Below are 12536 nucleotides of genomic sequence, written 5' to 3'. Positions count from 1 at the left end.
ACTGGGCCCCGGCCTTCGCCGGGGTGGCGGCAAGCTGAAGAGCGGTTGCCCTCAAGCCGCGCGCGCCAGTTGCCGCCCCTTGATCATGTCCGCCGCCTTTTCCGCGATCATGATCGTCGGCGCGTTGGTGTTGGACCCGATCAGCGTAGGCATCACCGAGGCGTCCACCACCCGCAGCCCCTGCAACCCGCGCACCGCCAGTGTCGCGTCGACCACCGCCATCGTGTCGTCCGCGGCGCCCATCTTGCAGGTGCCCACCGGGTGGTAGATCGTTTCGGCCGTCCGCCGCACCCAGGCGTCGATCTCGTCGTCGGTCCGCACATCCTCGCCCGGCGACAGTTCCCCCGCGCGGTACGGATCGAGCGCCGCCTGCCGCGCAACGTCGCGCCCGATCCCGACGCACGCGCGCATCACTCGCCGATCCTCCGCGGTCGCGAGATAATTCGCCGCAATCACCGGATCGGCGAACGGATCGGCCGAGCGCAGTCCGATCCGCCCGCGGCTCTCTGGCCGCAACTGGCAAAGGTGCAGCGTGAAGCCGTCTTCGGTCGCCTTGACCTTGCCGTGATCCTGCATGATCGCGAGCACCGCGTGGATCTGCACGTCGGGCCGCGAGAGACCCTCGCGCGACGACACGAACGCACCCGCCTCGAGGAACTGCTGCCGCCCCGCCCCCCTTGCCGCGCAGGAGGTAGTTCAGCCCGACTCCGATCATCCCCACGCCCTTGGTCATCGCGTACCCGGTCCGCAGCCCGCGCGATTTCCAGTTCATCACGACGTCGAGATGATCCTGCAAATTCTCGCCGACGCCGGGCAGCGCGTGCACCACGCCGACCCCCGCCGCGGTCAGCCGATCGGGATCGCCGATCCCCGACAGCTGGAGGATATGCGGTGACTGCACCGCGCCCGCGCACAGCAGTACCTCGCGCGTCGCCGTCACGCTCTCCTTCCGCCCGCCCTTGTCGAGCACGTAATCGACGCCGGTCGCACGCCCCTTGTCGATCCGGATCCGCGTCGTCCGCGCGCCCGTGACACAGGTCAGGTTGCGCCGAGACAGCACCGGCCGCAGATACGCCGCCGCGGTGCTCCAGCGCTTCCCGTCCGCGACGGTCAGGTCGTAGCGCCCGAAGCCCTCCTGGCTCGCGCCGTTGAAATCCTCGGTCACCGGATAGCCCGCCTGCCGTCCCGCCTCGACCAGCGCGTCGTAGAACGGGCTGTCCGACTCCCCGCCCGAGATCGTCAGCGGGCCCGCGCCACCGTGTAGGTCGCACTCACCGCGATGATGGCCCTCGAGCCGCTTGAAATACGGCAGCACGTCGTCGAACGACCAACCGGGCAAGCCCATCTGCCGCCACTCGTCGTAGTCCTGCGGATGGCCCCGCGTGTAGATCATGCCGTTGATCGACGAGCTGCCGCCCAACCCCCTTGCCGCGTGGCCACCACAGGCGACGGTTGTCGAGATGCGGCTCGGGCTCGGTCGAGAAGCCCCAGTTGCTCGCATTCTTGCTCTTGATGAGCTCGCCGACGCCTGCGGGCATTCGCACCAGTACGCCGTCGTTGCGCCCGCCCGCCTCGAGCAAGAGCACCGACACGTCGGGGTCCTCGGTCAATCGGGCGGCGAGCACACAGCCGGCCGAGCCCGCGCCGATAATCACGTAGTCATACGTCTGCATGCCCGCATCCTCTTGTTCGCGCTCCGCTTTTTTTACGGAGTCGCGTCAGTCCACTACGCTAGCGCTCGCACAGCAGTGTCAGCAATCCCTCGCGAACGACGCTGCGCTCAATCCCTTCGGCGGCATGGACCTGGCTAAGACCGATCGCCAACAGCGCATAGCTACGAATCCCCGCCTCGGCAGGCGCGAACCCATGCGCCACGAGTTGCTCGACGAGGAACGCCATCACCGTGTCGTCATGCTCGCGGATCGCCGCGGCCACCCGCGCGTCGCTTTTTGCCCAGGCGCGCATCGCCAAGGCCAGCTGGGCCATGTCGTGGTCGCGAACATGATCCGCGAACGCACGAATCCGCTCGACCGGTGGAAGCTCCGACGCGGACAGCGCGACGATCAACGGATCGATATGCGCTTCGACGAAATATCCTGCGAGCGCCGCATGATACCCGTCGAAGTCCTTGAAATGATGATAGAAGCTTCCCGTCGACGCCCCCAGCGCCTGCGCCAGGCCGCGAAGCTTGAGCGCGCGAAGCCCGCCATTCTTCAGCAACTGCAAGCCGATTTCCAACCAGTCGCGCGGCGCCAGATCTGCGCGTGGTGCCGCCCCGTCTTCCAACAATACCCTGCTTGACAAGCCATTCCCCCATAACGAATGTTACGTCGTACCGAAGCCGGACGCAATCCGGCATCAGGCACCACGATCGAAACCGGCGGGTGCAACAGGAGAGCGATGTGGCCGAGGCACTGATCATCGACGCCGTCCGTACCCCGCGCGGGATCGGCAAGACCGGCAAGGGCGCGCTCGCGCACATGCACCCCCCAACATCTCGCCGCGACCGTCCTGAAGGCGATTGCCGAGCGAAACAAGCTAGATACCGCCGATGTCGACGACATCATCTGGTCGACCTCGACTCAGCGCGGCGAGCAGAGCGGCGATCTGGGGCGGATGGCGGCGCTCGATGCGGGGTATGACGTCAAGGCGAGCGGGACGACGCTCGACCGGTTCTGCGGCGGCGGGATTACCGCGGTAAACTTCGCCGCTGCGCAGATCATGAGCGGGATGGAAGACCTCGTCATCGCCGGGGGTACCGAGATGATGTCGCTGACTACGACGATGATGCAGGACGACATGGCGGCGGGGAAGCGGCCGCTTGGGATCGGTTCGGGCAACGCCAGGCTCGACGCGGCGCATCCGCAATCGAACCAGGGCATCTGCGCCGACGCGATCGCCAGCATCGAGGGGATCGACCGCGAAACGCTCGAAGCACTCGGGCTGGAGAGCCAGCGCCGCGCCGCTGTGGCGATCGCGGAAGGGCGGTTCGATCGCAGCCTCGTCCCCGTCACCGACGACATCGGCGCGCTAGTGCTCGAAAAGGACGAATACCCACGGCCCGACACGACCGCAGAGGGCCTTGCGGCGTTGCGCCCCTCGTTCGCTGGGATCGCCGACATTCCGCTCGACGACAAGGGCACGACGTATCGCAAGCAGATCAATCGCCGCTATCCCGACGTCGATATCAAGCACGTCCATCATGCCGGCAATTCGTCGGGCGTGGTCGATGGCGCCGCCGCCGTGCTGCTCGCCAGCGCAGACTACGCCGCTAAGCACGGGCTGAAACCCCGCGCGCGGATCGTCGCGATGGCGAACATGGGCGACGACCCGACGCTGATGCTCAACGCTCCCGTCCCCGCGGCGCGGAAGGTGCTCGCGAAGGCTGGGCTCACCGTCGACGATATCGACCTTTGGGAGATCAACGAGGCGTTCGCGGTGGTCGCCGAGAAGTTCATCCGCGACCTGAAGCTCGACCGCGACAAGGTGAACGTCAACGGCGGCTCGATCGCGCTGGGCCATCCGATCGGCGCGACCGGAGCGATCCTGATCGGCACGATATTGGACGAGCTCGAACGCCGCGACCTGAAGCGCGGGCTCGTGACGATGTGTGCGGGCGGCGGGATGGCGCCGGCGATCATCATCGAGCGCGTCTGATGCACCCCGTCGCGCACGCGCTGACGACGCCCGACAAACCCGCCTACATCATGGCGGCGACGGGCGAGACGGTGACGTATCGCGACTTGGACGAACGGGCGAACCGGGGCGCGCATCTGCTCCGGGCGCTCGGGTTGAAGCGCGGCGACGGGATCGCGGTGCTGATGGACAATTCGCCGCGCTATCTGGAGGTGATGTGGGCAGCCGAGCGCACCGGCGTCTATTGCACCTGCCTTTCGTCGAAACTGACTGCGGTCGAGGCCGCGTACATCATCCGGGACGGCGATTGCCGGGCGCTGATCGTGAGCAAGGGATGCGCCGAGGTTGCCGCCGCGCTAATACCGATGCTTGACGACGTGCGCCGCTACGTCGTCGACGGCCCAATCGACGGGTACGCGGCCTACGAAGCCGCACGCGATGCGATGCCCACCACGCCGATCGCAGACCCCTCACCCGGCGGTATCCTGCTCTATTCCTCGGGCACCACCGGCAAGCCCAAGGGCGTCAAACACGCACTGTCGGACGAGCCGTTCGGGACCAACGTCTCGCCGCTCGTGATGCTCGGCAAGGGGCTGTACGGCTTCACCCCCGAGATGGTCTATCTCTCGCCCGCGCCGCTCTATCACGCCGCGCCGTTGCGCTGGTCGATGGCGGTGCATCAGGTCGGCGGCACCGTCGTCGTGATGGAGCATTTCGATCCCGAAGCCGCGCTCGCCGCGATCGAACGGTTTCACGTCACGCACGCGCAATGGGTGCCGACCCACTTCATCCGCCTGCTCAAACTGCCGCCCGAAGTCCGCGCGCGCTACGACGTGTCGTCGTTGAAGGCGGTATGGCATGCCGCCGCCCCCTGCCCGCTGCCGGTCAAGCAGGCGATGATCGACTGGTGGGGCCCTATCATCGGCGAATATTACGCCGGCACCGAGGGCAACGGGTTCTGCGCGATCTCCAGCGCGGAGTGGCTGACGCACAAGGGCTCGGTCGGCCGCAACCTGACCGCGCAGACGATGATCTGCGACGAGGAGGGCAACGCTCTGCCGCCACGCGCTGAAGGCGACGTCTATTTCGCGGGCGGTGGGGCGTTCGAATATCACAACGACCCCGCCAAGACTGCCGAGGCCGCCAACGCGCATGGCTGGACGACGCTCGGCGATGTCGGCTGGCTCGACGAGGAGGGCTATCTCTACCTCACCGACCGCAAGAGCTTCATGATCATCTCGGGCGGTGTGAACATCTACCCGGCCGAGATCGAGAACCTCCCTCGTCACGCATCCGAAAGTCGCCGATGTCGCGGTGATCGGCGCACCCGACGACGAGATGGGCGAGCAGGTGGTGGCGATCGTCTGCCCTGCCGACCCGTCCGAAGACCGCGTGCAGCTCGCCGCCGAACTCAGCGCGTTCGCCCGCGCGAACCTCAGTCATGTGAAAGCGCCGCGCCGGATCGACTTCCGCGACACGCTGCCCCGGCACGAGACGGGCAAACTCTACAAGCGCCTGCTCCGCGACGAATATTGGGCGAAGCCTAAGGAGTCCGCATGAACTTCGATTATTCCGACGACCAGAAATTTCTTAAGGACGAAGCTCGCAAGTTCCTGGCGGCGCACTGCGGCAGCGACCGTGTCCGCGCGGTGCTCGACGACGCCACCAAAGCCTATGACGATGAGTTGTGGAAAGCGGTCGGCGCCCAAGGCTGGCTGGGTGCCGCAATCCCCGAGGAGTTCGGCGGGCTCGGACTCGGCCACATCGAACTCTGCGCGATCGCGGAAGAACTCGGGCGAGCCTGCGCCCCGATCCCGTTCGTCTCGACCGTCTATTTTGTCGCCGAAGCGCTGATGCTGTACGGGAACGCCGAGCAAAAGACGAAGTGGCTGCCGAGGATCGCGGCGGGCGACGTCATCGCCGCGTTCGCCACCTCCGAAGGCGCCGGCCCGGTCACCGCACGCTCGATCCGCACCACCGTTTCCGGCGGCAAGCTCACCGGTGACAAGATCCCCGTCACCGACGGCGACGTCGCCGACCTGATCGTTGTCCTCGCGTGCGACGGCCTCTACCTCGTCGAGAACGGCGCAGGCGTCACCGCGGAAGTCCTGGAAACCCTCGACCCGACCCGGAGCGCGGCCCGCCTCACCTTCGCCGACGCCCCTTGCGAGAAGCTCGGCACAGACGACGGCATCGCCGCGATGCAGGCCGTGTTCGACCGCGCCGCCGTCCTCCTCGCGTTCGAGCAGCTCGGCGGTGCAGATCGCTGTCTTGAGATGGCGAAAGGCTACGCGCTCGATCGCTACGCCTTTGGGCGGCAGATCGGCGGGTATCAGGCGATCAAGCACAAGCTCGCCGACATGTATGTGAAGAATGAGCTCGCGCGCTCGAACGCCTACTACGGCGCGTGGGCGCTGAACGCAGGCGCGGCCGAACTGCCGCTCGCCGCCGCGACCGCGCGCGTCGCCGCGTCCGACGCATACTGGTTCGCGTCGAAGGAGAACATCCAGACGCATGGCGGGATGGGCTTCACCTGGGAGTCCGACTGCCACCTCTATTACCGCCGCTCGCGCCAGCTCGCGCTCGTCGCCGGCAGCCCCGCGGCGTGGCGGGAACGCCTTGTCGGCCAACTCGAAATGCGCAACGCCGCCTGATCGGAGCAGCACATGGACTTCAAGGACAGCGACGCCGAAGCCACCTATCGCGCTGCCGCGCGCGACTGGCTCGACGCGAACATCGCCGAGCACGACGCCGGCCACTACCCCGACGACATGACCAAGGCGAAGGCGTGGCAGGCGCGGAAAGCGGCCGGTGGCTATGCGTGTATCACCTGGCCGGAGGAATGGGGCGGCGGTGGCGGCACCCCGATCGAAAGCGTCATCTTCGGCCAGGAAGAGGCAAAACACGCGGTCGACGGCAGCTATTTCACGATCGGCCTCGGGATGTGCGTGCCGACCGTGATGGCCTATGCCGACGACGCGACCAAGCACCGCTTCGTCGGCCCTGCGGTCCGCGGCGACGAAATATGGTCGCAACTCTTCTCCGAACCCGCCGGCGGCTCCGACGTGGCGGCGATCCGTACGCGCGCAGTCCGCGACGGCGACGACTGGGTGATCAATGGCCAGAAGGTCTGGACCTCGGGCGCACACTACAGCGACTACGGCATCGTCCTCGTCCGCACCAATCCGGACGTGCCGAAGCACCAGGGCCTGACGATGTTCTGGCTTGACCTGAAAGCGCCGGGCATCGAGATCCGCCCGATCCACCAGATGTCCGGCGGGTCGAGCTTCAACGAAGTCTGGTTCGAGGACGTCCGGATTTCCGACGCGCAACGGCTCGGCCCCATCGACGGCGGCTGGAAGGTCGCGCTGTTCACGCTGATGAACGAACGCCTCGCGATCGGCACGAGCGGTGGCGTCGGCCCCGCGGACATCCTCGCCTTCGCCGCCCAGGCCAACGGTACAGACGGCCCGCTGCTGAAGGACGCCGCGTTCCGTCAGACGCTCGCCGACTGGTGGGTGCAATCGGAAGGCTTGCGCAACACCCGGATGCGGACGATCACCGCGCTGTCGAAGGGCCAGGTGCCCGGTCCCGAAAGCTCGATCGGCAAGATCGTCGCCGCCAACCAGTTGCAGGCGATCGGCAACACCGCGGTCGAGGCGGGCGATCAATACGGCATCATATCCGACCCCGCGCTCACGCCGCTGAAAGGCGCGTTCCACGCCGCGACGATGTGGGCACCAGGCCTGCGCATCGCCGGCGGCACCGACGAGATCCTCAAGAACATCATCGCCGAACGCGTCCTCGGCCTCCCCCGGCGAAATCCGCGTCGACAAGGACCAGGCGTTCCGGGACCTCCCGGTCGGCGCGTGAGAGCGGTACGCGTCTCAGCGCTGTCGGCGGACCTGTCGGGCGTGGCGCTCGACGACATACCCGAGCCGAAGCGGTCGCCGGGCCAGTTGCTTGTGCGGATGCGTGCGACTTCGCTCAACTATCCGGACTTGCTGATGACGCGCGGCGAGTATCAGCTGAAACCGCCGCTCCCGTTCGTGCCGGGCAGGGAAGTCGCGGGCGACGTGATCGAGGCCGATGCAGCTAACGGTTTCGCTCCCGGTGACCGGGTGGTGTGCGGCACGCGGCTCGCCGCGTTCGCGGAGATCGTCGCGTGCGATGCCAGCGCCGCCCGCCTTATTCCCCCGCGCCTCGACTATGCGACGGCAGCCTCGATCGGCGTCGCCTACCTGACTGCCTATGTCGCGCTCGTCCGTCTGGGCACGCTCGCGACCGACGACTGGGTGTTGGTCCACGGTGCTACCGGTGGCGTCGGGCTTGCCGCGGTCGATCTCGCGCAAGCCCTGGGTGCGCGCGTGATCGCCACGTCGCGCTCGCCGGAAAAGTTGCGGATCGTCGCCGACACCTACGCGCCCTTCGCCACCCTGCCCGCGCCCGGCTTTCGCGACGCGGTGCGCGACCTGACCGGCGGGGGGCGCGGATATCGTCGTCGATCCCGTGGGCGGCGACGTGTTCGACGAGTCGACCCGCTGCATCGCATTCGGCGGACGCCTGATGGTCGTCGGGTTCGTCTCGGGCCGGATCGCGACGCTGCCGACCAACATCGCGTTTGCCGTCATCGGCGTACGCGCCGGTGAATATGCCCGCCGCTTCCCGCGGCTCGGCACCGAGAACCTCGATGCGATATGGGCGATGGCGGGCGAAGGTCGCCTCCGCCCCCCGCGTCCATGCCATATATCCCCTGGCCGAATGGCGGGACGCGTTTGCCGTAATGGCCGCCGCAACGCATATCGGCAAGATCGTGCTCGTGCCCTGAAGGACCGCCAATGACCGATATGCAGACGATCCTCGCCACGCAACGCGACGCCTTCATGGCCGAGCTTCCCGTCACCAAAGCGGTGCGCCTCGACCGGCTCAAGCGCGCGGCGGCGATGGTGCGGGACAATGCTGCGGCGTTCTGCGACGCGGTATCGGAGGATTTCGGGCACCGTAGCCGCGAGCAGACGATGATTACTGATATCGGCGCCTCCCTCGCGCCGATCGCACACGCCGCCAAGCATCTCGACCGCTGGATGCGGCGGGAGCGGCGCGCGGTTCAGTTCCCACTGGGGCTGCTCGGCGCGAGGGCGTGGGTCGAATACCAGCCCAAGGGGCGTCATCGGCATCATCGCGCCGTGGAATTTTCCGGTTAACCTCCTGATGGCGCCGCTCGCAGGCGTGCTCGCCGCGGGCAATCGCGCGATGGCGAAGACGAGCGAGTACACGCCCGCGACGGCCGCGCTGTTCGACGACCTCGTGCCGAAGTATTTCGCGCAGGACGAATTCGCCGTCATCTCGGGCGGTGCGGATGTCGGGAAGGCGTTCGCAGCGCTGCCGTTCGACCACCTGATCTTCACCGGCGCGACTGCGATCGGTCGCCACATCCTCCACGCTGCCGCCGATAATCTTACGCCCGTCACGCTGGAACTCGGTGGCAAGTCGCCCGTCATTCTTGGCGCATCGGCGGATATCGCGCGGGCGACCGAACGCGTGACGCTCGGCAAGATGATGAACGCGGGGCAGATCTGCCTCGCGCCCGATTACCTCCTCGTGCCCTCCGCAAACGAGGCGCAGGTCGTCGACGGCATCAAGGCGGCGGCCAGTGCGATGTACCCGACGCTGCTCGCCAACGCAGATTACACGTCGGTGGTCAACGATCGCCACCACCAGCGGCTTACCGACTGGATCGCCGACGCCCGTGCGAAGGGCGCGACCGTCGAGGTCGTGAACCCCGCCAACGAGGATTTCGGCGCCGCCAATTCGCGGAAGATGCCGCTGCACATCGTCCGCGACGCGACCGACGACATGATCGTGATGCAGGAGGAGATCTTCGGCCCGGTCCTGCCGATCCGCCGCTACGACGGGATCGACGACGCGATCGCGCAGGTAAATCGCCGCGACCGGCCGCTCGCGCTCTATTATTTCGGCACCGACGACACGGAGCGCCGCCGCGTGATGGACCGGACGATTTCGGGCGGCGTGACGCTCGACGACGTGATCTTCCACGTCTCGATGGAGGACCTGCCCTTCGGCGGCAGCGGACCGTCGGGGATGGGTGCGTATCATGGCATCGACGGCTTCCGCACGTTCAGCCATGCGCGGGCGGTCTACGAGCAATCGAAGCTCGATGTGGCCAAGCTTGCCGGGCTCAAGCCGCCTTATGGTGCGGCGGCGGCGAAGACGATCGCGCGGATGATGGGGGGGTGATGGCCTTCGTTACTGGCACACCTGCCCTCACCCTTCCCACGGCAAAGTAGCCGCGGGCCCCTTCTCTCTCCCGTTGGGCGAGGCATTCGGGTCACTACCGTAACAATATCGCCGACCGTCTTGAATTCGTCTTCGATCTGTCGCCGACGCGTCACGTCGATCGGCAAAGGGCCGCTGAGCGCCGTCGCGCTTCAGGGGACATCATGCAGACCATATCGTCGCTTTTCGCCGGTGTCGCACTCGCGGCGCTCGCCACGCCTGCCGCGTTTGCCCAGGCCGCACCGGAAACCCCGGTAGCTGCGCCGGCAGAGGTCCAGGCCGATCCGGCACCCGAAACGTCGTCCGACATCGTCGTGCTCGGCTTTGGCCAGAGCCGCCAGGTCCAGAGCGTCAGCGCCGTCGACCTCGCGCGCCTCACCCCCGGGTCGAGCCCGTTGAAGGCGATCGAAAAGCTTCCCGGCGTCAATTTCCAAGCGTCCGACCCGTTCGGCGCGTATGAATGGGCGGTCCGGATTTCGCTGCGCGGGTTCAACCAGAACCAGCTCGGCTTCACGCTTGACGGCGTGCCGCTCGGCGACATGAGCTACGGCAACGTCAACGGCCTGCACATCAGCCGCGCGATCATCTCCGAGAACGTCGCCCGCACCGAAGTCGCGCAGGGCGCCGGCGCGCTCGGCACCGCATCGACCAGCAATCTCGGCGGCACGATCCAGTTCTTCAGCGACAAGCCCCGCGACACCGCCAACGTCACCGGCGGTGGGACCTATGGTTCGGACAACACGTACCGTGGCTATGCGCGCATCGATAGCGGCGATCTCGGCGGCGGGCTGAAGGGCTATCTCAGCTACGGCTATCTGACGACCGACAAGTGGAAGGGCGACGGCGTCCAGCGCCAGCATCAGGCGAACGGCAAGATCGTCAAGGATCTGGGCAGCTTCGGCAGCCTATCCGCGTTCGTGAACTTCTCCGATCGTCGCGAGCAGGATTACCAGGATCTCAGCTACGACATCATTCGCCGTCGTGGCCTGCGCAACGACAACATTGCCGACAACTACCCGCTCGCGCTCCAGATCGCGAAAACCTACCAGAACCAGGGAGCGCTCGCGACGTATACGAAGGCGAACAACGGTTCGTCGGTCGGCTTCGTCGCGCCATGGGCCGGCGTCGGCACGACCTTCCCGACCGGGTTCGGTACCGTCGACGATGCGTATTTCGATGCAGGTGGCGTCCGGCGCGATTACCTCGGCGGCGTCACGCTCGATGCTAACCTGACGCCCGAGCTGACGATGACCACGACCGGTTACTACCACAACAACAAGGGTCAGGGGTCGTGGATCACGCCCTATTCGCCGACCCTGGCCGGCGCGCTGAACCAGGACGGCAGCGCCATCACTGCGCCCAGCCCGCTCGGCTTCCGCACGACCGAATACAGCATCAAGCGTGGCGGAGCGCTCAGCAACATCGCGTATGAGACCGGCGCGAACACCTTGGAGATTGGTGGCTGGCTGGAGACCAACACCTTCACGCAGGCGCGGCGCTTCTATGGGATGACGGACAGCGCCACGCCCAACCGCGACGTGCTGAAATTCCAGAAGAATTCCTACGCGACGCAGTGGGACGGCAAATACGGCACCGACACGATGCAGTATCATGTCGAGGACACGCTGAAGCTCATGAACGACCGCCTGATCGTCAACGCCGGGTGGAAGGGCGCCTATGTCGTCAACAGCGCGACGATGCTGCCCGATACGAGCTCGCCGCTGTCGGTCGGCCGTATCTCGGCCAAGGACTGGTTCCAGCCTCAAGCCGGTATCCTGTTCAAGCTGACCCCGGCGGCGGAAGTGTTTGCCGACTATACCGAGAACATGCGTGCGTTCGTCTCGTCGGCAACCACTGGACCGTTCGCCGCGACGCAGGCCGGCTTCAACGCTGTCCGCGGGCGCCTCAAGCCCGAGCGCTCGAAGACCGCAGAAGGCGGCGTCCGTCTCCACAGCGGACCGTTCCAGGCTTCGGCGGTCGGCTATTATGTCGACTTCTCGAACCGCCTGCTCGCCTTTGCGAACGGTGTCGGCATCCTCGGCAACGCGCCGACGCTCAACAACGCGGGCAGCGTGCGCACGTACGGCGCGGAAGTCTCCGCCAATTACCGCGTGTTCCGCCCGCTCTCGCTGTTCGCCAGCTATTCCTACACCAACGCGGAATATCAGGACACGGTCACAGACGCGTCCGGCTCGGTCCAGGTCCGCAAGGGCGACACCGTCGTCGATACGCCCAAGCACATGGTCAAGGGCGAGATCGTGCTCGAACAATCGGGCTTCACCGGCCGGGTCGGCGCGGATTACATGAGCAAGCGCTACTTCACCTACCTCAACGACCAGTCGGTGCCGAGCCGCGTGCTGGTCGACGCCAGCATCGGCTACCGCTTCGACGGTGACGGCGCGCTCCACGGCGTGGCGATCGAGGGCAACGTCACCAACCTGACGAACAAGAAGTATATTTCGACGATCGGCTCGAACGGCTTCACCGCGAGCGGCGACAACCAGACGCTGCTCGCCGGCGCACCACGCCAGTTCTTCGTGTCGTTGAAGAAGGGCTTCTGAAACCCGGAAGAAGATCGGGCCGGGCGTTATCCGCCCGGTCCG

4 protein-coding genes and 5 pseudogenes are annotated in these 12536 nt (G+C 66.5%); 7 read left to right on the top strand and 2 right to left on the bottom strand.

Annotated features, from left to right (window positions below; translation table 11 throughout):
* Window positions 1-51: 51 nt before the first annotated feature.
* A pseudogene (locus tag NHF48_RS25775) lies at window positions 52-1673 on the bottom strand (choline dehydrogenase).
* Between the two features lie 58 nt (window positions 1674-1731).
* Entirely contained in the window at window positions 1732-2304 is a 573-nt protein-coding gene (locus NHF48_RS04885; RefSeq protein ID WP_253070455.1) for a TetR/AcrR family transcriptional regulator, read from the bottom strand.
* 98 nt (window positions 2305-2402) lie between these two features.
* Between NHF48_RS04885 and NHF48_RS04880 the strand changes: the two are divergent.
* The 7 genes and pseudogenes from NHF48_RS04880 (at window position 2403) to NHF48_RS04850 (ending at window position 12494) form a co-directional block, all read left to right on the top strand.
* Window positions 2403-3657 (top strand): annotated as a pseudogene (locus NHF48_RS04880) (acetyl-CoA C-acetyltransferase).
* Window positions 3657-5196, top strand: a pseudogene (locus NHF48_RS04875) (acyl-CoA synthetase). The pseudogenes NHF48_RS04880 and NHF48_RS04875 overlap by 1 nt, the downstream one beginning before the upstream one ends.
* Window positions 5193-6290, top strand: a complete 1098-nt coding sequence (locus tag NHF48_RS04870; RefSeq protein ID WP_253070454.1) for an acyl-CoA dehydrogenase family protein — start codon at window positions 5193-5195, stop codon at window positions 6288-6290. The pseudogene NHF48_RS04875 and the gene NHF48_RS04870 overlap by 4 nt, the downstream one beginning before the upstream one ends.
* 12 nt (window positions 6291-6302) lie before the next feature.
* Window positions 6303-7709: pseudogene (locus NHF48_RS04865) on the top strand (acyl-CoA dehydrogenase family protein); the annotation flags it as partial.
* Between the two features lie 436 nt (window positions 7710-8145).
* Window positions 8146-8478 (top strand): hypothetical protein, encoded by a 333-nt coding sequence (locus NHF48_RS24690; protein WP_342454581.1) that lies wholly within the window; start codon window positions 8146-8148, stop codon window positions 8476-8478.
* Between the two features lie 5 nt (window positions 8479-8483).
* Window positions 8484-9894 (top strand): annotated as a pseudogene (locus NHF48_RS04855) (coniferyl aldehyde dehydrogenase).
* 203 nt (window positions 9895-10097) lie between these two features.
* A complete protein-coding gene (locus NHF48_RS04850; RefSeq protein WP_253070453.1) occupies window positions 10098-12494 on the top strand; it encodes a TonB-dependent receptor domain-containing protein in 2397 nt (798 codons plus the stop codon).
* The last annotated feature ends 42 nt before the right edge of the window (window positions 12495-12536 follow it).

Origin of the sequence: Sphingomonas sp. H160509 (genome assembly GCF_024124765.2) — a bacterium.
GTDB lineage: Bacteria > Pseudomonadota > Alphaproteobacteria > Sphingomonadales > Sphingomonadaceae > Sphingomonas.
This window is presented reverse-complemented; position numbering and strand designations above follow the sequence as displayed.

Bases quoted from the DNA above. Each gene is read 5' to 3' on its own strand.
- NHF48_RS04870 (WP_253070454.1), top strand. From the start codon at position 5,193: ATGAACTTCGATTATTCCGACGACCAGAAATTTCTTAAGGACGAAGCT.
- NHF48_RS04850 (WP_253070453.1), top strand. From the start codon at position 10,098: ATGCAGACCATATCGTCGCTTTTCGCCGGTGTCGCACTCGCGGCGCTC.